The sequence below is a fragment of the Sphingomonas sp. genome, assembly GCF_035555815.1.
In the GTDB taxonomy this organism is placed as follows: domain Bacteria; phylum Pseudomonadota; class Alphaproteobacteria; order Sphingomonadales; family Sphingomonadaceae; genus Sphingomonas.
This window is the reverse complement of sequence record NZ_DATMGG010000059.1, coordinates 1-24,041: the sequence shown is the minus strand read 5'-3', so window position 1 is coordinate 24,041 and position 24,041 is coordinate 1. Positions and strand designations below refer to the sequence as shown.

Here is a 24,041-nt window from a genome sequence, read left to right as displayed (position 1 = left end):
GGCGTCCCCCGGGCGGATATGCGGCGCGACGGTTTCTCCGGCGATTTTGTTCCCTTCGCCGCGCCCGCTTCCCGCGGAGAACCGCGTCGGATAGGGGGCGGGGATGATCACCTCCCCGATCTGGCTGCCTGCCACGCTGGTCGCCGGCGCCGTCCAGGCGTGGCGGCTGGCGATACAGCGGCGCGTCGGGCAGGCGCTTTCGGTCAATGCCGCCGGGCTGGTGCGCTATCTCTACGGCCTGCCGATCGCGGTCGGGCTGATGCTCGCCTATCAGTTCGTCGTCGCGCCCGGCCCGTTTCCGGCGCTGGGGCGCGACTTTCTGCTGTTCTGCGCCGCCGGCGGGCTGGCGCAGATCGTCGCGACCAACCTGTTGCTGATGGCTTTCGACCAGCGCAGCTTCGTCGTCGGCACCGCCTATTCCAAGACCGAGGCGGCGCAGAGCGCGGTCCTGTCGATCTTCCTGCTCGGCGAGCGGCTCAACGCGCTGACCTGGGTGGGGATCGCGGTGAGCGTGGGCGGGATCATGATCCTGTCGGCGGGCGGCAAGCGGATGGGGCCGCTGGCGCTGCTGCGCGCGTTCGGTCAGCGCGGCGCGATCTATGGGCTGGCGTCGGGGTTCATGTTCTCGCTCACCACCATCGGCATCCGCCGCGCGACGTTCGAGGTGGCGACCGCCGATCACCTCCGCGCCGCGCTGATCGTGCTGGCGGCGACGGTGACGCTGCAGACGGCGATGCAGGGCGGCTATGTGCTGGTCCGCGAGCGTGAGCAGTTGCGCCGCGTGTTCGCCGACTGGCGCGTGGCGGGGCAGGTCGGGCTGTTGTCCTCGCTCGGCTCGGCGTGCTGGTTCACCGGCTTCGCCACCGCGCCGGTCGCGCTGGTGCGGGTGGTCGGGCAGGTCGAGGTGGTGTTCACCATGGCCTTTGCCCATTTCTACCTGCGCGAACGCATATCGCGCAGCGAGATGGCCGGGCTGGCGTTGGTGACCGCCGGCGTCGTGCTGGCATTGTCGGGGGCCTTATAGCCATGATTCGCACGATCGTCCGTCGGCTGGGGACCTTTCTGCTGTTCGCCGTCGTCGGCATCGGGTTGGCGGCGACGATCATCCCGCGCTTCCTCGACCGCATCTATTATCGCGGGCCGACCAGCGGCCATTTCGATGGGCAGCGTTTCTTCAACCCCGACGGCGCCGACGACGTGCTGGCGAGTCCCGGCGGGCGGGCGCTGGCGGCGCGGTTCCTGAGCGGCAGCGACGGTCGCCCGCCGTGGCCGGCGCATGTCGCCGTCACGCCGTCGAAGCCCGCCGCGCGAGTCGAGGGTACCGCGATGGTCGCCACCTGGGTCGGGCATGCCAGCGTGCTGGTGCAGACGCAGGGGATCAACCTCCTGACCGATCCGGTGTGGAGCGAGACCGCCGGTCCGTTCGGCATCGGCCCGCGCCGCGTCGCCGCGCCGGGCATCGCCTTTGATGACCTGCCGAAGATCGACGTGATCCTGGTCAGCCACAACCACTACGACCATATGGACGTGACGACACTCAAACGGTTGTGGACGCGCGACCGGCCGGTGATCGTCACCGCGCTGGGAAACGACGCTGCGATGGGGCTGCCCGCGCAGGCGCGCGACTGGGGCGGCCGCGTGGCGATCAAGCCGGGGATCGACGTGATCGTGACGCGCGGCCACCATTGGGATTCGCGCTGGTTCACCGACCGCAACCGCGCGCTGTGGTCGAGCTTCGTCGTGCGGCTGCCCGGCGGCAATCTGTTCTTTGCCGGTGATACCGGGGCGGGCGACCTCAAGTGGGCCGACGAAGCGGCGGCTTATGGTCCGGTCCGGCTCGCGCTGATCCCGATCGGCGCGTTCCGCTTTTCCGCCGGGCAGATGGCGACCGGCAGCCACATCGGCCCGATCGACGCGGTCGAGGTGTTCCGCCGGCTGGGCGCGACCAGTGGCATCGCCGTGCATTGGGGCACGTTCCGCCTGTCCTATGAAGCTCGCGACACGCCGCCGCGATTGCTGGCGGCGGCGATGCGTTGTGCGGGGCTGGGCGGCTTCGCGGCGGTGCCGGTCGGTGTGCCACAGGACATCGCGCCCTATGCCGAACCTGGTGCCGTCGCGCCGCTGGATGGGGCGGGAATGGAGCGGTGCCTCGACACCCCGGCGGTGCGCGCGCTGCGCTGATATGGTTGCGCTCGCGTAAACCGCTGATAGGACAGGCGCGGGGGGACGATCGGGTGAGCGGGGCCGCGGACAGCGCCTATTATGTGACGTCTATCGACCGCGTCGGGCTCGCGCTTGGCGCGGGCGGCGGGCTGGCCGGGCTGGTCGCCGCGATGCTGGTCGCGGCGGGCGGCCAGACCGGGGCGGCGGCACTGGTGCTCGGCTGGCTGGTCGGCGCGATCTTCGCGATGCTGGCGCTGGTCGGGGTGGCCGGGCCGGTGTGGCTGGCGTTGCACGTGTCGGGCCGGCGCGGACCCTGGAGCGCCGCCGCGACGACGGGCGGGTTGGCGCTGATCCTGTTTTCCGCCGGGTTGAGCTGGGGCTATGGCATGTTCGCCGCGCCCGGCGGCGGCGCGCTGGGCTATCGCATCGCCAGCGCGGTGGCGACCGGCCTGATCGTGGCGGTGGCCGCCGCCACGATCGGCTGGGTCATGCAGCGGATCGCCTACCGCCGCCTGCTGTGATCGATCAGCCGCCGACGCGGAAGGCGCAGAACTTGTTGCCGTCCAGATCGCGGAAATAGGCGCCGTAGAACGCCTGCGGCCCCTCGGGGCTGCGCAGCCCCGGCGCGCCCTCGCACGTGCCGCCCAGCGCCAATGCCTTGGCGTGGAAGGCGTCGACCTGCGCCCGTTCCTTCAGCGGGATCGCTACCATGTTGCCGTTGCCGACCGTGGCGGGGTTGCCGTCATAGGGCCGCGTCACCGCCAGCGAGGGCTGGTTGAAACTGGAGCCGTAAAGGGTGAAGCCGCGATCATCGGGCATCTCCATGATCCGCTTGGCGCCGATCGTGTCGAGCAGCGCGTCGTAGAATTCATGCGCTCTGGCGATGTCGTTGGTGCCGACGGATGCGTAACCGATCATGCCGTGTCTCCCTCAATCCTCTTCTTCGCCGGTGCACGCGCCGGTGCGCTGGCTGTCGATGGCCATCGTCATCGTCATCCCGCTGACCGGATTGCCTGGCGCCGCCTTGCCGGTCGATTGGACAACCATCTTGTAGGCGTTGGGACTGTAGCTGCCCGTCATCTTCGTCGTGCGTTCCTGGCCCGACTGGGCGCAGGTCATCTCCGCGTCGATCGTGCCGCCGGCCATGGTGAAGCGGTTGTAGCGGCAATCGCCGGCCGCCGCGTCGCCGAAGAATTTCTCCTTGGGCTTCTGGACATCCTCCGGGGTCAGGCAGGTGACGAAGCTGTGCGGCTCGCCCATGCCCTTCTTCATCTGCTCGGCCATCGCCGGTGGCGCGCCGGGGATCTGAACGTCGCTGACCGTCATCGTCCCCTTCCACTGGCCGGGCGACACGAACGCGGCGCCGCCGGTCGCGGCCTCGACCTTGGCGGCAACCTCCCCGGCGGAGGCGTTGGTGGCGGTGACGCTCGGCCCCTGATTGCACGCGGCGAGCGCGATGGGGGCGAGCAGGATCAGGCGCTTCATTACATCGATCTCCCGAGGCACGGCATCGATTGCGCCGCTGGACCTACCACACCATATTCTGCCGATATGGCAATTCAAATCCGCACCACGCTGGCCGAACCGGAGACCGGGGAGGCGTTCGTGCCGCACCGGCCTGCGCGCCCCCCCAAGGCAGAGGCGGGCCGGCGCTTCGAGATCGTCAGCGATTACGAGCCGTCGGGCGACCAGCCGACCGCGATCGCCGAACTGGTCGAGGCGGCGGCGGCGGGCGAGCGCGATCAGGTGCTGCTGGGCGTCACCGGATCGGGCAAGACCTTCACCATGGCCAAGGTGATCGAGGGGTTGCAGCGCCCGGCGCTGGTGCTCGCCCCCAACAAGATCCTCGCGGCGCAGCTCTATGGCGAATTCAAAAGCTTTTTTCCCAACAACGCGGTCGAATATTTCGTCAGCTATTACGATTATTACCAGCCGGAAGCCTACGTCCCGCGTTCCGACACCTACATCGAGAAGGAAAGCTCGGTGAACGAGTCGATCGACCGGATGCGCCATTCGGCGACTCGTTCGCTGCTGGAGCGCGACGACGTCATCATCGTCGCGTCGGTATCGTGCCTGTACGGCATCGGATCGGTCGAGACCTATTCGGCGATGATCTTTGACCTGAAGAAGGGCCAGACCGTCGACCAGCGCGAGATCATCCGAAAGCTGGTCGCGCTGCAGTACAAGCGCAACGACGCCGCGTTCGCGCGCGGCAATTTCCGGGTGCGCGGCGACAGCCTGGAGATCTTTCCGTCGCACTATGAGGATACCGCGTGGCGCGTCGCCTTCTTCGGCGACGATATCGAGGAGATCACCGAGTTCGATCCCTTGACCGGCAAGAAGGTGGCGAATCTCGACTACGTCCGCGTCTATGCCAATTCGCATTATGTGACGCCGGGGCCGACGCTGAAGCAGGCGATGGAGGGCATCCGCCACGAACTGGCCGAGCGGCTGAAGGAACTGGTTGCCGAGGGGCATCTGCTGGAGGCGCAGCGGCTCGAGCAGCGCACCAATTTCGACCTGGAGATGATCGCGGCGACCGGAAGCTGTGCGGGGATCGAGAATTACAGCCGCTTCCTGACCGGCCGCCTGCCCGGCGAGCCGCCGCCGACGCTGTTCGAGTATCTCCCCGAAAACGCGCTGCTGTTCGTCGACGAGAGCCACCAGACGATCGGCCAGATCAACGGCATGTCGCGCGGCGACCACCGCCGCAAGATCACGCTGGCCGAATATGGCTTCCGCCTGCCATCGGCGATCGACAACCGGCCGCTGCGTTTCAACGAATGGGACGCGATGCGCCCGCAGACCACCTATGTCTCCGCGACGCCGGGCGACTGGGAGATGGAGCAGACCGGCGGCGTGTTCGCCGAACAGGTGATCCGCCCGACCGGCCTGATCGACCCGCCGGTCGAGATCCGCCCGGTCGAGGAACAGGTGCAGGACCTGATCCAGGAATGTCGCAAGGTGGCCGAGGGCGGCTATCGCACGCTGGTGACGACGCTGACCAAGCGGATGGCCGAGGATCTGACCGAATATATGCACGAGGCCGGCCTGAAGGTCCGCTACATGCATTCGGACACCGAGACGCTGGAGCGGATCGAGCTGATCCGCGACCTTCGCATGGGGGTGTACGACGTGCTGGTCGGCATCAACCTGCTGCGCGAGGGACTCGATATTCCCGAGTGCGGGCTGGTGGCGATCCTCGATGCCGACAAGGAGGGGTTCCTGCGTTCGGAAACGTCGCTGATCCAGACGATCGGCCGCGCCGCGCGCAACGTCGACGGACGGGTGATCCTCTATGCCGACCGCATGACCGGCAGCATGGAACGCGCGCTCAACGAGACCAATCGCCGGCGGGAAAAGCAGCAGGCCTACAACGCCGAACACGGCATCACCCCGACGACGATCCGCCGCGACATCGGCGACATCATCGCGCACGTCGCGTCGAAGGATCAGGTGACGGTGGAGATCGAGGCCGACCGTCCGCACATGGTCGGCCACAATCTGCGCAGCTATATCGAGAGCCTCGAAAAGAAGATGCGCGACGCCGCCGCCAATCTGGAGTTCGAGGAGGCGGGCCGGCTGCGCGACGAGATCCGGTCGCTGGAGGCCGAGGAGCTTGGCCTGCCGCCGAGCGAGCACAAGGCGCCGCTGATGGGCCGTTCGACCGAGGGCAAGCCCGGCACGCGCAAGACCCGTTATGGCAAGACCCAGCGCAAGTTCGGCGGCGCCGGGCGCGCCTGACCGGCGCGTCGTTCGCGCAACCTCGGCGAGCCGGTCGGCGCGTGCGGCGGCGAAAGGTTGAGGCCGGCCCCCGCTTCGCCCATAGAAGCGGGATGCGTCGTGTCCTTCCCATCCGTGCGCTCGCGCCCGTCGCGCTCGCCGTCGCCGTGCTTGCCGGCTGCGTGCCGCAAGGCAGCCCGCCGGCTCCCGAGCCGCCCGCACGGCCCGTTCCGGTGCCGTCGCCCCAACCGGCGCCGCCTCCGCCGCCTGAGCTGGGCGCGGACTGGCGCGACTGGCCGCTGACGCCCGGCGACTGGGTTTATCGGCAGGATGCGCGCGGCGGCATCGCGCTCTATGGCCGTCCCGGCGCCGATGCCGCGCTGACGCTGCGCTGCGACCGTGCCGACCGCGCCATCTACCTGTCGCGCGCGGGCAGCGGCGCGACCGCCTTCACCGTCCGCACCAGCACGCAGGCGAAGACGCTGCCGGCGCAGCCTACCGGCGGATCGCCCGCCTATCTGGCGACGCGGATCGCCCCTGACGATCGGCTGCTCGACGCGATGGGGTTCAGTCGCGGGCGCTTCATCGTCGAGACCGCCGGGATGGCGCCGCTGGTGGTGCCTGCCTGGGCCGAGGTGCTGCGGATCGTCGAGGACTGCCGCGACTGATCGGGCCGTTCATGCGTTGATCGCGCATGAAGGAGACCCGTCGTGATCCGCAAGCTCAAGTCCGGCGAATACCGCCTCTATTCGCGCAAGGTCGATCCGGCGACGCACAAGCGCCGCAACCTCGGCACCTTTGCCAGCCGCGCGGCGGCCGAGAAGCACGAGCGCGAGGTGCAATATTTCAAGAGACACTGAAGGGGTGCCGCGCGCCGCTCACCGGCGAACCGCAGACCTGAGAGAATCGGTCAGAATCAAAAACATTTCAAGACTTGAATGCTGATGCCGGGTGATTCACATATGGGGCGTGCCCGGATACGTGGCACGGTGTTTCAACAAGCGAAAGGAGGTGATCCGATGTCTCATGGTTCAGCAATGGGGTCGGTTCAGTTCGTTCGGGAGACGCGCCGCTAAATCCGCCGGTCCGGGCGGGGGGTATCCTCCCCCAGTCAACGCCCGGTCCACAGGATGAAGCGGTCCGCATGGTCTCCCGGGCTGGAGCTTCCGGCCGCTGACCATGTCGGAGGTCGCCGGGTGCCTTGGACGGGCATCCGGCGGCCTCTTTCATTTTGACGCCCGCGCAAAGGGGAACGGCATGGCCGACCGCATCCTGGTCTTCTACGGTTCCTATCGCCGCGACCGCATGGGTATCCGGCTGGCCGACTATCTGGTCGCCGGGCTGCGCGCGCGCGGCGCCGATGTCGAGCTGATCGACGCCAAGGCGGTCGACCTGCCGATGCTCGACCGGATGTACAAGGAATATGCGCCGGGCGAGGCGCCGCCGGCGATGGCCGATCTGGCCGCCAAGATCGTCGCCGCCGACGCCTTTGTCTTTGTCACCGGCGAATATAACTGGGGGCCGCAGCCGGGGCTCAAGAACCTGACCGACCATTATCTGGAGGAATGGTTCTGGCGGCCCGCGGCGATCGCCAGCTATTCGGCCGGGCGATTGAGCGGCGCGCGCAGCAATTCGATCTGGCACGCCATCCTGAGCGAGATGGGGATGGCGGTGATCTCCTCGACGCTGACGGTCGGGCCGATCGGGCAGACGCTGGACACCGCCGCGCAGCCGATCGGTGACGGCGGCGCGGCGCTCGACCGCCAGTTCCCGCGCTTCGCCGACGATCTGGCGTGGTGGACCGAGGCGGCACGCGCGCAGCGCGCCCGGCAGGCGCCGCCCTATTGAGCGCGCGGGTACCGGCGACCGCAAGCGCCATCGCCCTGCTCGCGCTGTCGGCGTGCGCGGGGGGCAACTACCGGCCGGTCAGCGACCAGCCGGTTCGCATCGGCAAGCCCTACACCATTCGCGGCGAGACCTATGTCCCCGCCGCCGACCCGACCTATGACGTGCTCGGCTATGCCAGCTGGTACGGCAGCGAATCCGGCAACCGCACCGCCAACGGCGAGCGGTTTCGCCCGGCGTGGATCACCGCCGCGCATACCAGCCTGCCGCTGCCGACCTATGTCGAGGTGACCGCGCTCGATACCGGCCGGCGGATCGTGGTGCGGGTCAACGATCGCGGCCCGTTCGTGAAAGGGCCGCGCATCATCGACCTGTCGCGCGGCGCGGCGGAGCAGCTCGGGATGCGCGGGCAGGGCGTCGCGCCGGTGCGGGTCCGCCGGATCGAGCCGTCCGAGGGCGACCGCGCGCGGCTGCGCAAGGGCAAGCCGACGCGCGCCCTGCCGCCGGTGGATGAGGCGACGCTGCGCAACCTGCGCGGGCAGCTTTCGGCGGCGGGCTTCTAGACGCGGTCGCGCGCCGCCTTGCCGAACAGGCCCGCCGATATCAGCCACAGCGTCGAGAACACGCCGGTGCCGAGCGCGACCTCATATACGCCGGCATAGCCGGGCGAGGCCCATCCCGCCGCCAGCGCGATCCCGCCGACGAGCGCCTGAGCGGCGGCGGTGGTTGCCATCACCCGCGCCATCCCCGCCGCGCGGAACCGCGCGAGCGCGGCGCCAACGGCGGCGATGGCGATGACGCCGACGAACAGCAGGTTGGCGGGGTTGTCCTCATCGCCAAGGATGCCGACCGCACCGTTGACCCACAATAGCAGGAAGGCGGCGACAACCGCGATGCCGCAGCCGGCGCGATAGGCGATGTCGCGCGACCGGCGCACCACCAGTTCCATCGTCAGCCCGGCCCCGCCGAGCAGCACCGCCATCGCGACATAGTCGAACGCGGTCCACGGCGCCCCGGCGATCGCGGGAAGCAGCAGGACAAATCCCGCGATGCCCCAGACGATCACCCGCCAGGGAATGCGGTGCCGCGCGGGGTCGGTGTTGGTCGTGTCGGTCATGGTCGAGCCTCATGCTTGTGGAGGCCCGTCGTCTAACCGGCGCACCGGTGAGCGGCATGAGCGGCAGGTGAGCAATTGCTGAAATCGAAGGTCAGCCCTCCGCCGCCAGCCCCTTGAGCCGATACAGCACCTCCAGCGCCTCGCGCGGGCTGAGCGCGTCGATGTCGAGCGCGTCGAGTTCGTGGCGGAGCGCATCGACCGCGACTTCCTCCGCTTCAGCCGCCGCCGCGAACAGCGGCAGATCGTCCAGCCCCGCCGCGATGCCGCCGGTCTTCGCGCGTCCGGCCTCCAGCTTGTCGAGCACCGCCTTGGCGCGCTTGATCGTCACAGGGGGTAGCCCGGCCAGCCGCGCGACCGCGAGCCCGTAACTACGGTCGGCCGCGCCCTCGGCCACCTCATGCAGCAGGACCAGATCGCCCTTCCACTCGCGCGCGCGGACGTGGTGGAGGGTCAGCGCGTCGCAGCGTTCGGCCAGCCGGGTCAGCTCGTGATAATGGGTGGCGAACAGGCAGCGGCAGCGGTTGTCCTCATGGATCGCCTCGACCACCGCCCAGGCGATCGCCAGCCCGTCATAGGTGCTGGTGCCGCGCCCGACCTCATCGAGGATGACGAAGCTGCGCGGCGTCGCCTGCGCCAGGATCGCGGCGGTCTCGACCATCTCGACCATGAAGGTCGATCGCCCGCGCGCGAGATTGTCCGAGGCGCCGACGCGGCTGAACAGCCGGTCGACCAGCCCCAGCGTCGCGCGAGTGGCGGGAACATAGCTGCCCGCCTGTGCAAGCACCGCGATCAGCGCGTTCTGGCGCAGGAAGGTCGACTTGCCGCCCATGTTCGGCCCGGTCACCAGCCATAGCCGTGACGTTTCCGACAGGGCGCAGTCGTTGGCGACGAAGCGGCCCCCCGATCGGGCGATGGCGGTCTCGACCACCGGATGGCGTCCACCCTCGATTTCGAAACAGGCGTGGTCGACCAGCGTGGGCAGCGCCCAGCCGCCCTCCGCCGCGCGCTCGGCCAGCCCCGCCGCGACGTCGATCCGCGCGAGCGCGTCGGCAGTGCGGGCGATCGCCTCGCGAGTCGCCAGCGCCTGCGCGGTCAGATCCTCCAGATGCGCGGCCTCGGCGGCGAGGGCGTGGGCGCCGGCCTGGCCGACCTTGATCGCCACCTCGTGCAATTCGGGGGCGTTGAAACGGACCACCCCGGCGAGTGTCTGGCGGTGGGTGAAGCCCGAATCGGGGCGCATCAGCGGATCGGCGGCGCGCGCCGGCACCTCGATATGATAGCCGAGCACGCCGTTGTGACGGATCTTGAGCGTGGGCGTGCCGGTCGACTCGCGATATTGCGCCTCCAGCGCGGCGATCGCGCGGCGGCCGCCGGCCCCGGCATCGCGCAGGTCATCGAGCGCGGCGTCATATCCCTCCGCGATATAGCCGCCATGCGCGGCGTCGATCGGCGGAGCGGGGACCAGCGCGCGCGCGAGCAGATCGATCAACGCGCCGTGCCCCTGGAGCCGGGGCGCCAGTGCGACCAGCAGCGGCGGCTCGCTGAGTTGGCCGAGCGTCTCGCCCAACCGCCATGCGCCGTCGAGCCCGTCGCGGAGCTGGCCGAGATCGCGCGGGGAGCCTCGCCCCGCCGCCAGCCGACCCAGCGCGCGGCCGATGTCGGGCAGCGCACGCAGCGTGGCGCGGGTCCGCTCGCGCAGGCCGGAGTCGTCGTGGAAAAGTTGGACCAGCGCCAGCCGGCCCTCGATCGCCGCCTTGTCCATCAGCGGCGCGGACAGGTCGGCGCCGAGCAGCCGTGCGCCCGCGCCGGTGACGGTCCGGTCGATCGCGTCGAGCAGCGATCCGGCGCGGGTGCCGGCGGTGCTGAGCGTCAGCTCCAGGCTCTCGCGCGTCGCCGCGTCGATCGCCATCGCCGCTTCGGATCGGGAGACGCGCGGCGGGCGGAGGAACGGCAGGCTGCCGCGCGCGGTATGCTCCAGATAGGCGATCAGCCCGCCCGCCGCCGCCAGCGCCGCGCGCGACATGCGGCCATAGCCGTCGAGCGTGGCAACGCCGTGAAGGTGCTTGAGCCGGTCCTCGCCGCGTGCGCTGTCGAAATCGGCGCGGGGCCGGTGGACGGTGGCGTCGGGCCACCCGTCCTCGGCGGCGACCACTTCCGCCGCACCCAGCCGCGCCAGCTCGGCGCCCAGACCGGCGACATCGGTCTCGATCACCTCGAACCGCCCGGTCGAGATGTCGGCGGCGGCGATCGCCACCCCGCCACCCGCCTCGCCCACCGCCGCGCACCAGTTGGCGGTGCGAGAATCGAGCAGAGTCTCCTCGGTCAACGTGCCCGCCGTCACCACGCGGATGATCGCGCGGGCGACCAGCGCCTTGCTGCCGCGCGCCTTCTTCGCTTCCTCGGGGCTTTCGATCTGGTCGGCGATGGCGACGCGGTGCCCGGCCTTGATCAGCCGGGCGAGATACCCCTCCATGCTGTGCGCCGGCACGCCGCACATCGGGATCGGCGCGCCGCCGTGCTCGCCGCGCGCGGTCAGCGCGATGTCGAGCACCGCGCTGGCTACCTTCGCATCGTCGAAGAACAGCTCGTAGAAATCGCCCATCCGGTAGAACAGCAGGCAATCGTCCGCCTCCGCTCGCAACGCGAGATACTGGGCCATCATCGGCGTGGGGGCGGCGTCGGCCATCGCGGCTGGGTAGCGGGGCAGTGAGATTGACCGCAAGCCCCGATCTCCCTTCGACAAACGGCGTGGGCGCGGTTTAAGGGACTGTCTCCAGCGAGAGGGGTAGGCGATGTCCGAAGAAGCCAGCGTGCAATTTTCCGAACGAGAGGCGCTGCTGTTCCACTCGGAAGGGCGCCCCGGCAAGATCGAGATCGTCGCGTCGAAGCCGATGGCGACCCAGCGTGATCTGGCGCTGGCCTATTCCCCCGGCGTGGCGGTGCCGGTGCAGGCGATCGCCGACGATCCCGCCACCGCCTATGACTATACCGCCAAGGGCAATCTGGTCGCCGTCATCTCCAACGGCACCGCGATCCTCGGCATGGGCAACCTCGGCGCGCTGGCGTCGAAGCCGGTGATGGAGGGCAAGGCGGTGCTGTTCAAGCGCTTCGCCGACGTCGACGCGATCGACATCGAGCTGAAGTCCGAGAACGTCGACCGCCTGATCGATGCGATCGAGCTGATGGAGCCGAGCTTCGGCGGCATCAACCTGGAGGATATCAAGGCGCCCGAATGCTTCATCATCGAGCAGACGCTTCGGGAACGCATGAACATCCCGGTGTTCCACGACGATCAGCACGGCACGGCGATCATCACCGCCGCCGGCCTGGTCAACGCCTGCCTGCTGACCGGCCGCAAGCTGGAGGACATCAAGGTGGTGGTGAACGGCGCCGGCGCCGCCGCGATCGCCTGCACCGAGCTGATCAAGGCGCTGGGCGTGCGCCACGACAACGTCATCATGTGCGACCGTACCGGCGTTATCTATCAAGGCCGTGAGGACGTGAACCAGTGGCAGTCGGCGCACGCCGCGCGCACCGAACGCCGCTCGCTGACCGACGCGCTGGTCGGCGCCGACGTGTTCCTGGGTCTGTCCGCCGCCGGCGCGCTCAAGCCCGAGATGGTCAAGGACATGGCCAAGGCGCCGATCATCTTCGCCATGGCCAACCCCGAGCCGGAGATCCGGCCGGAGGCGGCGACGGCGGTGCGCCCCGACGCGATCGTCGCGACCGGCCGTTCGGATTATCCGAACCAGGTCAACAATGTCCTCGGTTTCCCCTTCATCTTTCGTGGCGCGCTCGACGTGCGCGCGACCGGCATCAACGACGCGATGAAGATCGCCGCCGCCAACGCGATCGCCGAACTGGCGCGCGAGCGCGTGCCGGAAGAGGTCGCGGCGGCCTATGGCGTGCGCCACGTGTTCGGGCCGGAATATATCATCCCGGCGCCGTTCGATCCCCGACTGATGGAGGTGGTGCCCGCGGCGGTCGCGCAGGCGGCGATGGATTCGGGGGTGGCGACCAAGCCGATCCTCGACATGGCCGCGTACCGCCAGGCGCTGCGCGCGCGGCTCAACCCGACCACGTCGGTGCTGACCCTCGCCTACGAAGGCGCGCGCGCGCATCCCAAGCGCGTGCTGTTCGCCGAGGGCGAGGAGGAAGTGGTGCTGCGCGCCGCGATCGCCTTCCGCGAAGGGGGTTACGGCACGCCGGTGCTGGTCGGGCGCGACGACGTGCACGATCGGCTGCGCGCGCTGGGGGTCAATGACCCCGAGAGCTATGAGGTCCACAACAGCCGCACGTCGCGGCTGGTGCCGACGATGGTCGACTTCCTCTACCAGCGGCTGCAACGGCGCGGCTATCTGCGCCGCGATGTCGAGCGGATGATCAATCAGGACCGCAACATCTTTGGCGCGGTGCTGCTCCAGCTCGGTGAGGCGGATGCGATGATCACCGGCGTCACGCGTACCTATGCCCATTCGATCCGCGAGGTCCGCCGCGTGATCGACCCCGAGGCGGGCCGCACGCCGTTCGGCGTCCACGTGCTGGTCGGGCAGAGCCACACCGTGTTCATGGCGGACACGACGATCAACGAGCGGCCGAGCGCCGAGGAACTGGCCGACATCGCCGAGCAGACCGCGGCGGTGGCGCGGCGGATGGGGCACGAGCCGCGAGTCGCCTTCCTCAGCTATTCGACCTTTGGCAATCCGCCGGGGCAGTGGCTGGAGAACCTGCGCGAGGCGGTCAAGGTGCTCGACGCCCGCCAGGTCGGGTTCGAATATGAAGGCGAAATGTCGCCCGACGTCGCGCTCAATCCGCGCCAGCTGGCGAATTACCCGTTCGCGCGGCTGTCCGGCCCGGCCAACGTGCTGATCATGCCGGGCCTGCAATCGGCCAACATCTCGGCCAAGCTGCTGCGCGAGCTGGGCGGCGACAGCGTGATCGGCCCGATGCTGATCGGCATGGAAAAGCCGGTGCAGGTCGCGGTGATGACCAGCACCGCCAGCGAACTGGTGACGCTGGCGGTGCTCGCCGCGGGCGGGATCGCGCGATAGGACGAAACCGCCCCGGCGCGCCCGCGGGGGACGCGCCGGGAGCGTGGTTCGATCAGCCGTCGATCCGCGTCTGGATCGACGCGTTGACGATGCCGCCGTCGACGGTGATCGTGTCGCCGACGACATAGTCGCCCGCGCGGCTGGCGAGGTAGATCGCCGCCGCCGCCATGTCTTCCGGCTCACCGATCCGGCGCGACGGAATCGCCTGCGCCACCGAATCGCCATGGTCGCGCGCGTCGCGGTTCATCTCGCTGGCGAACGCGCCGGGGGCGATCGAGGTGACGTTGATCGAATCCTCGATCAGCCGCGCGGCGATGCGCTTGGTCAGATAGATCAGCGCCGATTTCGAGGCGTGGTAGCTGTAGGTTTCCCACGCGTTCAGCCGCTGGCCGTCGATCGAGGTGATGTTGATCACCTTGGCCGGACGCGCCCGGCTCGCCCCGGCCTTGAGCATCGGGTGCAGCGCCTGGGTGAGGAAGAACGGCGACTTGACGTTCAGGTCCATCACCTTGTCCCAGCCGCTTTCCGGGAAATCCTCGAACGGCACGCCCCACGCCGCGCCGGCGTTGTTGACCAGGATGTCGAGATGATCCTCGCGCTCGCCGATCTGCGCGGCCAGCGCCTTGCACCCTTCCACCGTCGACACGTCCTGCGGCAGCGCGATCGCGTTGGGGCCAAGTTCGGCGACGGCGTCGTCGCAGGCAGCGGCCTTGCGCGACGAGATGTAGACCTTGGCCCCCTGGGCGATGAAGCCGGCGGCGATCATCTTGCCGATGCCGCGCGACCCGCCGGTGACGAGCGCGATCCGTCCGTCGAGGCGGAACAGGTTGGTGGTGTCCATCGTCATTGTCTCCTGATGTCGGTCCGGCCCGACGCTTGCCCGTCATGGGCACGCATCGCCGGTCCCCTGGGTGATCGGGTTATCCGCCGCGCTTCAGCGTCTCGCGGGCGATGATGAGCTGCTGGATCTGGCTGGTGCCTTCGTAGATGCGGAACAGGCGGACATCGCGGTAGAGTCGCTCGATGCCATAATCGGCGATGTAGCCGGCGCCGCCGAAGATCTGGACCGCGCGGTCGGCGACGCGGCCGACCATCTCGCTGGCGAAATATTTGGCGGCGGCCGATTCCATCACCACGTCCCGGCCCGCGTCCTTTGCGGCGGCGGTTTCCAGCACCATCGCGCGCGCGACCAGCGCCTCGGTCTTGCTGTCGGCGATCATCGCCTGGATCAACTGGTGCTCGGCGATCGGCTTGCCGAACTGGCGGCGCTCGGTGGCGTAGGCGACACAATCCGCGATCAGCCGTTCGGCCACCCCGACGCACACCGCCGCGATATGCAGCCGGCCGCGATCGAGCACGCGCATCGCGATCTTGAAGCCCTCGCCCTCCGCGCCCAGCCGGTTGGCGGCGGGGACGGGGACGTCGTCGAGGATGACGTCGGCGACCTTGGCGCCCTTTTGCCCCATCTTGTGCTCGGGCTCGCCGATCGACACGCCGGGCAGGTCGCGCGGGACGAGGAACGCCGATACCCCGCGCGCGCCGGGATCGTCGCCGGTGCGCGCCATCACCGTGAACAGGTCCGCCTTGTCGGCATTGGTGATGAACCGTTTGGTGCCCGACAGGCGATAGACGTCGCCGTGGCGCACCGCGCGCGTCTTGACCGCCCCCGAATCCGATCCGACGTCGGGTTCGGTCAGCGCGAAGCTGGTGATGATGTCGCCGCTGGCGATGCGCGGCAGCCACGCCGCCTTTTGTTCCGGGGTGCCGGCCATCACCAGCCCCTGCGACCCGATCCCGACATTGGTGCCGAAGCTCGACCGGAACGCCGGGGTGGTGCGCCCCAGTTCGATCGCGACGCGTGCTTCCTCGGCCATCGTCAGGCCCAGCCCGCCATATTCCTCGGCGATCGACAGGCCGAACAGGCCCATCGCCTTCATCTCGGCGATCACCTCGCCCGGAATCGCGTCCGCCGCCTCGACCGCGCTTTCCAGCGGGCGGAGCCGCTCCGTCACGAAACGCCGTACCGTTTCGATCAGGGCGTCGAATGTGTCCGGATCGAGCGCCATCGCTTTCCCTCCTATCCACGTTTGCCGACCTGCTAGTCGGGGATGGGGAAGCCCGCAAGTGCAGCATACCGCTTTTTCAAATGCCGATTGACGGGGCGATGGCCGATCCTATGCTGCCGCGAAAATGTGAGGAGTGGTTATGCGTTTCGTGGGCAAGCGCGCTGTGGTGACCGGCGGCGCATCCGGGATCGGCCGAGCGACGGCGGAGAGGCTCGCGCAGGACGGTGCCGAGGTGTGGATCGGCGACATCGACGATGCCGGGGGCGAAGCGGTGGCGGCGGCGGTGGGTGGTCGGTATCATCGCTGCGACGTCAGCGACCCCGTCCAGATCGCGGCGCTGGTCGGCGCGGCGGACGCGGCGGGCGGGCTCGACCTGCTGGTCAACAACGCCGGCGCGGGCGGATCGCGCGAGCGGATCGACGCGATCTCCGCCGACGAGTGGGACCGCACCCATGCGTTGCTGCTGCGATCGGTGGTGATGGGGATCCGCCATGCCGCGCCGCTGATGGCGAAGCGCGGCGGCGGCGCGATCGTCAACACGTCCTCCGTCTCCGCGTTCCAGTCGGGCGCGGCGCCGATCGCCTATTCCGTGGCGAAGGCGGCGGTGATCCACCTGACCCGGCTGGCGGCCGCCGAACTGTCGCAGCACAATATCCGGGTCAACGCGGTCGCGCCCGGCTTCATCACCACCAACATCTTCACCGCGTCGCTGGGCATGACCGGCGCGGCGCGCGACCAGGCCAACGCGATGATCGCCGGGGCGGCGGCGCAGGCGCAGCCGGTGCGCCGCGCCGGCCGGCCCGAGGATATCGCCGCCGCCATCGCCTATCTGCTGAGCGACGAGGCCGGCTTCGTCACCGGCACTCACCTGCTGGTCGACGGCGGCATGAACATCGGCCCGCGTCATAGCTGGGACCCCGACGTACCCAGCTTCTTCGATGCGATCGGCAAGGCGGCCGGCCAGTGAGCACTGCCGCGTCGGATGCGCGGGCGGGCGCGCTGCCGCCCGTCCGGCGGATCGGGCAGGGGACGATGCTGGCCTATGCGTTCGGCGCGGTCGCCTATGGCGTCAAGGATTCGGGGTTCGGCACCTTCCTGCTGCTGTTCTACAACCAGGTGATCGGACTGCCCGCGGCAACGGTCGGGCTGGTGGTGATGTGCGCGCTGCTGATCGACGCGCTGATCGATCCGGCGGTGGGCTTCCTGTCCGATCGCACGCGCGGCCGGTGGGGGCGGCGGCACCCGTGGATGTACGCGGCGGCGCTGCCGATCGCGGTGGGCTGGATATTCCTGTGGAACCCGCCGGCGCTGTCCGAACCGGCGACGTTGCTGTGGCTGTTCGTGATGGCGGTGGTCGTGCGATCGGCGGTGTCCTGCTACGAAGTGCCGTCGGTGGCGCTGACGCCCGAGCTGACCGCCGACTATGACGAGCGCACGCGGATCATGGCCTATCGCTACCTGTTCGGCTGGGCGGGCGGGCTGGTGATGCTGGTCGCGGCCTATCAGGTCTTCCTCGCGCCGACCCCCGCCTTTGCCAACGGGCTGCTCAACCGCGCCGGCTATGCCAATTTCGCGATCGCGGGCGCGGTGCTGATGGCGGTGGCGATCCTGGCGTCGGCGCTGGGTACCCACCATGAGATCAAGCACCTGCCGCGCCCGGACCTGCGCGGCGGCACGCTTCGTTCGAGCTTTGCCGAACTGATGGCGACGGTGCGCAACCGCGCGTTCCTGGTGCTGATGCTGGCGGGGGTGTGCGCCTACACCAATCAGGGGATCAGCTATGCGCTGTCCAACTATCTCTACAGCTATGTGTGGGGATTCCGGGGCGCGACCTTCGTCTATCTGATGTTCGTGCTGTTCACCGGCGTTGTCCTGGCGTTCCTGTTCGCGCCGCGCGCCGCCAAGCGGTTCGGCAAGCCGCGCACCGCCGCGGTGGCGGTGTCGCTGGCGATGCTGTTCCAGACCGCACCCTATTGGCTGCGGCTGGCGGGGTGGTTTCCCGACGTCGGTGCGCCGCTGCTGATCCCGACGCTGTTCGGCACCTATATCCTGTCCACCGCGCTCAACGTGTCCGCGTTCATCATCGGCGCGTCGATGATGGCCGACGTGGTCGAGGATTCGGAAACCCGCACCGGCATGCGATCCGAAGGCGTGTTCTTCGCCGGATCGTTCTTCGTCCAGAAATGCACGTCGGGCATCGGCATCTTCCTGGCCGGGCTGATCCTGGCGATGGCGGGTTTCCCGGAAAAGGCGACGCCGGGCATGGTGCCGGTGGCGACGATCGACCGGCTGACGATCGTCTATGGCGGGATCTACCTCGCGCTGGCGTTCACTTCCGCGCTGCTGTTCCTGCGTTTCCCGTTCGGCAAGGCCGAACATGACGCGCGCATCGCGCGGATGGCGGGGGCGTAGACTTGGGGAGTCCGCAGGGGCTGAACGGCAATGCCCGCCGATGGAGCGGACTCCACCGACGGGCACCATTTCCTCCCCAGGAAACCTTTGATCCTGGCCGGCGCGGGCCTGGTTGGGAGCAACCCCGCGCCGGCGGGAACCTCACCCCAGCCGGCCGAGCCGGTGGTAGAGGTTCGAGAACTTGGCCGAACGCGGCTCGTCGGCGATGCGCTTCACATAGTCGCCGATCGCTTCCTTCATCAGGTCGAAGTCCTCGGTCGAGAAGACGGCGCGGCTGCGATTGGGTTCGGTGGTCATGGCTCTTCTCCTTTCTGTGAGTCACCTCAGGCGGCTTCGGTGAACTGGGCCGATTCGGTCGATTCGGCGAGCGCGGTGGTCGAGCTTTGCCCGCCGGCCAGCGTCGTCGCGATCAGATCGAAATAGCCGGTGCCGACCTCGCGCTGGTGCTTGGTCGCGGTGTAGCCGTTGGCTTCGCTGGCGAACTCCGCCTGCTGCAGCTCCGAATAGGCGGCCATGCCGCGGTCCTTGTAGCCGCGCGCCAGCTCGAACATGCCGTGGTTGAGCTGGTGGAAGCCCGCCAGCGTCACGAACTGGAACTTGTAGCCCATCGCGCCGATCTCCCGCTGGAAGCGGGCGATGGTGTCCTTGTCGAGGTTCTTTTCCCAGTTGAAGCTGGGCGAGCAATTGTACGCCAGCATCTTGTTCGGATGTTCCTTCTTGATCGCCTCGGCGAAACGGCGGGCGTCGTCGAGGTTGGGGTAGGAGGTTTCCCACCACAGCAGATCGGCATGTTCGGCGAACGCTAGCCCGCGCTTGATGCAATGATCGACGCCGGTGCCGTCCTTGAGGCGGAAGAACCCCTCCGGCGTACGCTCGCCGGTCAGGAACTCGCGGTCGCGCTCGTCGACGTCGCTGGTGATCAGCTTCGCGCTTTCGGCATCGGTGCGGGCGCAGATGATCGTCGGCACGCCCGACACGTCGGCGGCGAGCCGCGCGGCGTCGAGGTTGCGGATGTGCGCCTGCGTCGGGATCAGCACCTTGCCGCCCAGATGGCCGCACTTCTTTTCGGAGGCGAGCTGGTCCTCATAATGCACGCCCGCCGCGCCCGCCGCGATGTACGCCTTCATGATCTCGAAGCAGTTGAGCGGGCCGCCGAAGCCGGCCTCGGCATCCGCGACGATCGGGGCGAACCAGTCGCGGGTCGCGCCGCCTTCCATATGCTCGATCTGGTCGGCGCGCTGGAGCGTCGCGTTGATGCGGCGCGCCAGTTCCGGCCCGGCGTTCGACGGGTAGAGCGACTGGTCGGGATACATCTGCCCGGCGGTGTTGGCGTCGGCGGCGACCTGCCAGCCCGACAGATAGATCGCCTGCAATCCGGCGCGGACCATCTGCATCGCCTGGTTGCCGCTGAGCGCGCCGAGGGCGTTGATGTAATCCTCCGACTTGAGCAGTTCCCACAGCCGCAGCGCGCCGCGACGGGCGAGCGTATGCTCGACCGGCAGCGAGCCGCGCAGCTTGGCGACGTCGTCCGCCGAATAGGGCCGGACGATGCCGTCGAAACGGCCGGCGGGGGCGGGGACGAGGTCTTCGAAGCTGATCGACATTGTCGTGTCCTTTACAGTGCGGGGCCGATTTGGGTGAAGGTCACAGCAAAGTCACACGTGAACGCGCTTTTTCGGTGTGGGATTGTGCCTTTCACGCCATCGGCGGTTGTCGCGTTGTAAAAATATTTACAAAGCACTCCGGTTTTGCGAGAACGCCGGCGATGGCCGATCGCAAGCTCTTCGCCGGACATGCGGTGCGCCGGCTGCGGCGGACGCTGGGGCTGACCCAGGCGGCGATGGCCGAGGCGCTGGAGGTGTCGCCCAGCTACCTCAACCTGATCGAGCGCAACCAGCGCCCGCTGACCGCGACATTGCTGCTGCGGCTGGCCGAGGCGTTCGATTTCGACCCGCGCGCGCTGGCGGCGGGCGAGCCGGGCGGCGGCGCCCACGGGCTGCGGCGGCGGCTGGCCGATCCGATGTTCGCCGATCTGGCGGTCGATCGTGCCGAGGTGGAGGAATGGCTGGCGGGCGCGCCGGGCGGGGCGGAGGCGTTCGCGCGCGCCTATGACCGGATCGGGATCGGCAGCGGCGCGGCGGCGGACGAGGCGCCCGACGCCGGCACGCTGGTGCGGCGCGAGATCGAGCGGTGGCGCAACCATTTCACCGACCTCGACGCCGCCGCGGAGGCGCTGGCCGACGAACTGCGGCAGGGCGCGGGCGACCTGTTCGGCGCGATGGCCGAGCGGCTGCGCGTCAAGCACCAGCTATCGATCCGCATCCTGCCGCTGGAGGTGATGCCCGACGTGCGCGTGCGGCTCGACCTGCACGCGCGGCAACTGCAATTGTCGGAGACGCTCGACCCCGCCTCCCGCAGCTTCGCGCTGGCGCGGCAACTGGGGCAGAACGAGGCGCGCGGCGAGATCGACGCGCTGGCGCGCGGCGCCGGCTTTGCCGACCGCACCGCCGAGCGGATGTTTCGCCGCCACCTGACCGGTTATTTCGCGGCGGCGGTGATGATGCCCTATGCCCGCTTCCTGCGCGCGTGCGAGGCGACCGGATACGACCTGGAGCTGCTGCGGCGCCGGTTCGGGGCGAGCGCCGAACAGGTCGCGCACCGGCTGACCACCCTGCAACGCGTGGGCGCGCGCGGGCTGCCGTTCTTCATGCTGCGCACCGACCGCGCGGGGCAGGTGTCGAAGCGGTTCGCCGGGGCGAGCGGATCGCCGCTGGTCGAGGGACCGGGGCTGTGCCCGCTGTGGGATGTGTTCGCGGCGTTCGCGCGGCCCGACGAGCGGATCGTGCAGGTGGTGGCGCTGGAGGATGGCACGCGGTGGTTCACCAGTTCCCGCTGCGTCGGGCCGGCGGGCGGCTGGACCGGCGCGGTGCGCGCGCGGTTCGTGGTGACGCTTGGGCTGGCGGCCGAGGCGGCCGGCGGGCTGGCGGCGGCGCGCGGCATCGACCTGAGCGGCGCGGCGGCGCCGATCGGGCTGGGCTGCCGCGCGTGCACCCGCCCCGACTGTCCCCAGCGATCCGCCCCGCCGGCCGGGCGGGCGCAGACCGTCAACGAACGCGAAATGGGGGTGTCGCCGTTCGGGTTCGTCGGGGATTGGAAAAGTTAAGGCGAGCGATCGCTGCGTTCTCAAAATCCTCTTGAATGGAAATAGTTGTGTTCAGCCTGGCTACTCATTGGAATGAAACGGGCGCGGTAAATCCGGCTGACCAGCAGGTCTCGTTCCGTGATTTTCCCGGATAGTTCCACTTTTACGAGCCCCGGTTGCCTCCATTTCTTTCGAAGTGCTTCGGTCAGCAATGCTCCAGAGGGAGTGAATCGCCAGTCGCTGAGAGGAATCGCGCGACGCCGACACTTATCTGCGATCAAGATGTGGCCATGCTCGGAGGTGCCAACTACCGTGCCAGTCCATCGTATTTCTTTCCCGCTCCAGCCGATTAAAATTTTTGGTAGGTCGCATAAACTATCGGATGGTGGAGCCGGATTTCCACATGACAATATTGTAGACATGAAAATAGTTAGAAATACTATTTTTAATACTCTAATTAACATCTCTCTAGTTAAACTATAATAAAAAACCATACTGAAGCGGATATAATTTTTCATCACGATTGATCCAGTTCTTTTTGATAAAATACTGGAGATTGTAAGTTTTCTGAAGCCTATCCCCCCGCCACGCAATCGCCGTCACGGACGCCAGCGACGCTGCCGACGTCGAGGATGATCTTCGCCCGGCGGGAGAAGGTCAGCGCCTGCCAGCGGCCGCTGTTGCCGATCGCGGTGCGGCTGCGCAGGAAGGTGAGGTGGAGCAACTCGTACTGCTCCGGGTCGATCCGGCCGGCGTCGATCATGCAGCCCCAGCGTTCGACGTTCCACGCATAGTCACGCGCGATGCCGTCCTGGTCGATCGTCTCCGCCAGCGCGCGATACCACGCCAGGATCGCGCGCAGGCGTGGCCAGCGTTCCGCCGGCGGCATCGCGGCGAGCCTGGCGCGCAGGCGGGCGATGTCCTCATCGGCGGGGAGGCCGCCCTGCTGGACGCGGGTGTCGATCGCCCAGCGGACCTTGCGCGCGGTGATCGGTCCGTCCGGGAACACGCGCAGCAGATCGAGCCGGACCGTGTCGAGCAGCGCGACATAGGCGTCGGTCTGGATCTGCAACATCGCGTCGCTTTCGAAGATCGCGGTCAGTTCGGCGTCGAGCGTGGGCGAGAGATGGCCGGCGGCATCCTGTGCGGCGAGGATCGCGGTACGGCATTTCCGGGCGACCGGCACCGACAGGCACGGTTTCGACAGCAGCAGCTTGCCATAGGTGGGTGCGAGCAATCTCAGGCCGCGCTTGAACCGGCCGCGCGAGCGGAAGCTGTCGCGCCAGCGCACGAGCACCGGTTGCAGGCTGCCGGTGCCGAAATTCCACTGCGCCATGCCGACCGAGATCAACTGGCCGTCGAAATTGCCGGTCGGCATCGCCCAGCAGCCCATCGTCTCGGGAATCGCGGTTTCCGCCATGCGCGCGAAGATCGCCGCGCGATCGAGGCCGATGCCGGCGAGGCGATCGGCGGCGGCGGGATCGATGCGGAGGAAGGGGACGCCGTCGGTGCCGCCGGGGCTGTCGCCGACCATGCGGCAGGCGGGTGGGCCCTGCGGTGGCGGGGTCTGGGGCGCCGGGGTCTGGGGCGGCGATGTCTGGGGCGGCGGGGTCTGGGCGTGAACGGCCGGGACGGCGAAAGCGAGGGTGGCGGCCACGACGAACGGAAGGAACGGGCGCGCCATCGGTTGTCCTTGGTTGGCCGGACGGCGATCCTATCGTCGCGGGCGGTGCGGGCAAGCGCGCGTTTTCGCGGATCGGCCTCACCCTTCCCGCCCCGGACGGGCGGGGCTCAGCGTTGGGCCTGGGCCGGTGCGGTCTCGATCAGCCAGCTATGGTTCTCGACGATCGTCGACGGCACCGGGCGGCCGCGCGCGTCGAGCGAGGGGCGGTAGCGGAAGCGTTGCTCGATCAGGCGGCAGGTGAGAGCGTCCAGCCGGGCATTGCCGCTCGACCGGGTGATCTCGCAGTCGCCGATGCGGCCATCGGTGCGGACCAGATAGCGCACCCCGACGGTGCCGCCGATGCCGGCGTCGCTCAGATCGCGTGGGAAGTCCGCATTGCGGAGCCGCCCGCCGATGCGGCGCGGCGGGGTCTCGTCCTCCCAGCCGCCGCCGTCGCCGTCGCCCGATCCGCCGCTGCCGGTGCCGTCGCCGATCCCGCCCGCGCCGGTGCCGGGTCCGGGCCGGTCGGCCGCGCCGCTGGTCGGATCGCTGGCGGTGGCCGGCGCCGGCGAGGTGACCACCGGCGTGGGCAGGGGGATCGGGAGGATCGGGGGCGGCGCCATGATCTCGGTCGCGCGGGAATGGAGATTGGGCGGGGCCGCAGCCCCCTCCGGGCGGGTGTTGCGGACCGGATCGGGGACGACTTTCACCACCGGCGGCGGGGGCGGATCGGCGGTGATCGCGAACAGGTTGAGCGGGTCGCTCGCCGGCATCTGAAAGCGGATCGCGAGACCGGTGGCCAGCGCGTAGATCAGCAGCGCCTGCACCGCGATCGCGGCGATCGCCGGACCGATCCGGT

The 24,041-nt window shown here is 68.9% G+C and carries 23 protein-coding genes; 12 read left to right on the top strand and 11 right to left on the bottom strand.

The genetic code is table 11. The features are described 5' to 3' along the window. The first annotated feature begins 103 nt into the window (after positions 1 to 103). Genes VNR91_RS03420 through VNR91_RS03410 form a run of 3 tightly spaced genes read left to right on the top strand, consistent with a single transcriptional unit; the run spans position 104 to position 2,684 of the window. Entirely contained in the window at positions 104 to 1,024 is a 921-nt protein-coding gene (locus tag VNR91_RS03420; RefSeq protein ID WP_325489390.1) for an EamA family transporter, read from the top strand. Positions 1,025 to 1,026: 2 nt separating this feature from the next. Next, entirely contained in the window at positions 1,027 to 2,181 is a 1,155-nt protein-coding gene (locus VNR91_RS03415) for an MBL fold metallo-hydrolase (protein ID WP_325489389.1), read from the top strand. Between the two features lie 53 nt (positions 2,182 to 2,234). Next, on the top strand, positions 2,235 to 2,684 hold the full coding sequence (locus tag VNR91_RS03410; RefSeq protein ID WP_325489388.1) for a hypothetical protein: 450 nt from the start codon (positions 2,235 to 2,237) through the stop codon (positions 2,682 to 2,684). Between the two features lie 4 nt (positions 2,685 to 2,688). On the opposite strand, the gene VNR91_RS03405 is transcribed toward VNR91_RS03410, so the two are convergent. Continuing rightward, the gene (locus tag VNR91_RS03405) at positions 2,689 to 3,081 is read right to left on the bottom strand and encodes a VOC family protein (protein WP_325489387.1); all 393 of its coding nucleotides are present in this window, start codon (positions 3,079 to 3,081) and stop codon (positions 2,689 to 2,691) included. Between the two features lie 12 nt (positions 3,082 to 3,093). After that, complete coding sequence (locus VNR91_RS03400) at positions 3,094 to 3,648, bottom strand: DUF3617 domain-containing protein (RefSeq protein WP_325489386.1); 555 nt, start codon at positions 3,646 to 3,648, stop codon at positions 3,094 to 3,096. A gap of 66 nt (positions 3,649 to 3,714) precedes the next feature. Here VNR91_RS03400 and uvrB point away from each other — a divergent pair, with 66 nt between their 5' ends. From uvrB to VNR91_RS03375, 5 genes are all read left to right on the top strand, one after another. Continuing rightward, the gene (uvrB, locus tag VNR91_RS03395; protein ID WP_325489385.1) at positions 3,715 to 5,907 is read left to right on the top strand and encodes an excinuclease ABC subunit UvrB; all 2,193 of its coding nucleotides are present in this window, start codon (positions 3,715 to 3,717) and stop codon (positions 5,905 to 5,907) included. A gap of 92 nt (positions 5,908 to 5,999) precedes the next feature. Then, positions 6,000 to 6,554: a hypothetical protein gene (locus VNR91_RS03390; protein WP_325489384.1), complete on the top strand. Its 555-nt coding sequence runs from the start codon at positions 6,000 to 6,002 to the stop codon at positions 6,552 to 6,554. Positions 6,555 to 6,596: 42 nt separating this feature from the next. Then, positions 6,597 to 6,746, top strand: a complete 150-nt coding sequence (locus VNR91_RS03385) for a hypothetical protein (protein ID WP_325489383.1) — start codon at positions 6,597 to 6,599, stop codon at positions 6,744 to 6,746. Positions 6,747 to 7,143: 397 nt separating this feature from the next. After that, positions 7,144 to 7,734, top strand: coding sequence for an NAD(P)H-dependent oxidoreductase (locus VNR91_RS03380; RefSeq protein ID WP_325489382.1), 591 nt, complete (start codon positions 7,144 to 7,146; stop codon positions 7,732 to 7,734). Further along, positions 7,731 to 8,294: a septal ring lytic transglycosylase RlpA family protein gene (locus VNR91_RS03375; protein ID WP_325489381.1), complete on the top strand. Its 564-nt coding sequence runs from the start codon at positions 7,731 to 7,733 to the stop codon at positions 8,292 to 8,294. Before VNR91_RS03380 ends, VNR91_RS03375 begins: the two co-directional genes overlap by 4 nt. Here VNR91_RS03375 and VNR91_RS03370 read toward each other — a convergent pair. Next, on the bottom strand, positions 8,291 to 8,848 hold the full coding sequence (locus VNR91_RS03370) for a hypothetical protein (protein ID WP_325489380.1): 558 nt from the start codon (positions 8,846 to 8,848) through the stop codon (positions 8,291 to 8,293). The two genes, VNR91_RS03375 and VNR91_RS03370, sit on opposite strands and share 4 nt — an antisense overlap. A gap of 91 nt (positions 8,849 to 8,939) precedes the next feature. Next, positions 8,940 to 11,510: a DNA mismatch repair protein MutS gene (mutS, locus tag VNR91_RS03365; protein ID WP_325489391.1), complete on the bottom strand. Its 2,571-nt coding sequence runs from the start codon at positions 11,508 to 11,510 to the stop codon at positions 8,940 to 8,942. Between the two features lie 130 nt (positions 11,511 to 11,640). Between mutS and VNR91_RS03360 the strand changes: the two genes are divergently transcribed. Continuing rightward, the gene (locus VNR91_RS03360) at positions 11,641 to 13,899 is read left to right on the top strand and encodes an NADP-dependent malic enzyme (RefSeq protein ID WP_325489379.1); all 2,259 of its coding nucleotides are present in this window, start codon (positions 11,641 to 11,643) and stop codon (positions 13,897 to 13,899) included. A 52-nt stretch (positions 13,900 to 13,951) separates the two neighbouring features. Here VNR91_RS03360 and VNR91_RS03355 read toward each other — a convergent pair whose 3' ends face one another. Together VNR91_RS03355 and VNR91_RS03350 are read right to left on the bottom strand one after the other, a co-directional pair. Next, on the bottom strand, positions 13,952 to 14,740 hold the full coding sequence (locus tag VNR91_RS03355) for an SDR family oxidoreductase (RefSeq protein ID WP_325489378.1): 789 nt from the start codon (positions 14,738 to 14,740) through the stop codon (positions 13,952 to 13,954). 79 nt (positions 14,741 to 14,819) lie between these two features. Then, positions 14,820 to 15,965, bottom strand: coding sequence for an acyl-CoA dehydrogenase family protein (locus VNR91_RS03350; protein ID WP_325489377.1), 1,146 nt, complete (start codon positions 15,963 to 15,965; stop codon positions 14,820 to 14,822). 139 nt (positions 15,966 to 16,104) lie between these two features. Here VNR91_RS03350 and VNR91_RS03345 point away from each other — a divergent pair, with 139 nt between their 5' ends. Further along, positions 16,105 to 16,932 (top strand): SDR family NAD(P)-dependent oxidoreductase, encoded by an 828-nt coding sequence (locus tag VNR91_RS03345; RefSeq protein ID WP_325489376.1) that lies wholly within the window; start codon positions 16,105 to 16,107, stop codon positions 16,930 to 16,932. Then, positions 16,929 to 18,377: an MFS transporter gene (locus VNR91_RS03340; RefSeq protein ID WP_325489375.1), complete on the top strand. Its 1,449-nt coding sequence runs from the start codon at positions 16,929 to 16,931 to the stop codon at positions 18,375 to 18,377. Before VNR91_RS03345 ends, VNR91_RS03340 begins: the two co-directional genes overlap by 4 nt. Positions 18,378 to 18,518: 141 nt before the next feature. On the opposite strand, the gene VNR91_RS03335 is transcribed toward VNR91_RS03340, so the two are convergent. After that, a complete protein-coding gene (locus VNR91_RS03335) occupies positions 18,519 to 18,674 on the bottom strand; it encodes a hypothetical protein (RefSeq protein WP_325489374.1) in 156 nt (51 codons plus the stop codon). 26 nt (positions 18,675 to 18,700) lie between these two features. Then, on the bottom strand, positions 18,701 to 19,981 hold the full coding sequence (gene aceA / locus VNR91_RS03330) for an isocitrate lyase (protein ID WP_325489373.1): 1,281 nt from the start codon (positions 19,979 to 19,981) through the stop codon (positions 18,701 to 18,703). A gap of 161 nt (positions 19,982 to 20,142) precedes the next feature. On the opposite strand from aceA, the gene VNR91_RS03325 reads away from it, so the two are divergent. Then, positions 20,143 to 21,540, top strand: a complete 1,398-nt coding sequence (locus VNR91_RS03325) for a helix-turn-helix domain-containing protein (RefSeq protein ID WP_325489372.1) — start codon at positions 20,143 to 20,145, stop codon at positions 21,538 to 21,540. Positions 21,541 to 21,560: 20 nt separating this feature from the next. On the opposite strand, the gene VNR91_RS03320 is transcribed toward VNR91_RS03325, so the two are convergent. The 3 genes from VNR91_RS03320 to VNR91_RS03310 all read right to left on the bottom strand — a co-directional run. Next, positions 21,561 to 22,037 (bottom strand): hypothetical protein, encoded by a 477-nt coding sequence (locus VNR91_RS03320; RefSeq protein ID WP_325489371.1) that lies wholly within the window; start codon positions 22,035 to 22,037, stop codon positions 21,561 to 21,563. 56 nt (positions 22,038 to 22,093) lie between these two features. After that, positions 22,094 to 23,203, bottom strand: a complete 1,110-nt coding sequence (locus VNR91_RS03315; RefSeq protein WP_325489370.1) for a hypothetical protein — start codon at positions 23,201 to 23,203, stop codon at positions 22,094 to 22,096. 107 nt (positions 23,204 to 23,310) lie between these two features. Then, positions 23,311 to 24,041, bottom strand: a 731-nt coding sequence (locus VNR91_RS03310; RefSeq protein WP_325489369.1) for a TonB family protein, incomplete at its 5' end; no start/stop codon positions are given.